1 protein-coding gene is annotated in these 444 nt (G+C 41.7%); it reads left to right on the forward strand.

Going from position 1 to position 444, the window contains the following annotated elements:
• The coding region (locus RM552_RS17715) for an ATP-binding protein (RefSeq protein ID WP_311370212.1) at window positions 1–306 on the forward strand (306 nt) is incomplete at its 5' end.
• Window positions 307–444 lie beyond the last annotated feature (138 nt).

Raw genomic sequence — 444 nt, forward strand, 5'->3', positions numbered from 1 at the left:
CAATCAGACAACACTACCGTAATTAAAGTCAAAGATCGCGGCAAAGGTATAGCCGATGATTCATTAAATAGTGTCTTGATTCCTTTTTATTCAACCAAGTCTAACGGCACTGGGCTCGGATTAGCCTTATGTCGTGAAATTATCGATGCCCACCATGGCAATATTGCCCTATATAATCGTGGTAATACTGCACAAAAACGCGGTAGTGCAAGCTTAGCAGATGCCGAACAAACAAGCAGTCCCGGAAACAACATTCATACAAGCAACTGTGGCTTGGTTGTAAAAGTGACCCTTCCTATTCTATAGAGATAATCCCATAGAAAATGCCATACACTTAGGGAACAACATGAATTGAAGCAGGAGATTGCTGCCTGCACAGCAATGACTGAAGACTCTATGAACGGATGGCACTAGGCCACTATTAACAAAGAGCTATTTAAATGA

The organism is Glaciecola petra, assembly GCF_031846345.1.
Taxonomy (GTDB): Bacteria; Pseudomonadota; Gammaproteobacteria; order Enterobacterales; family Alteromonadaceae; genus Glaciecola; species Glaciecola petra.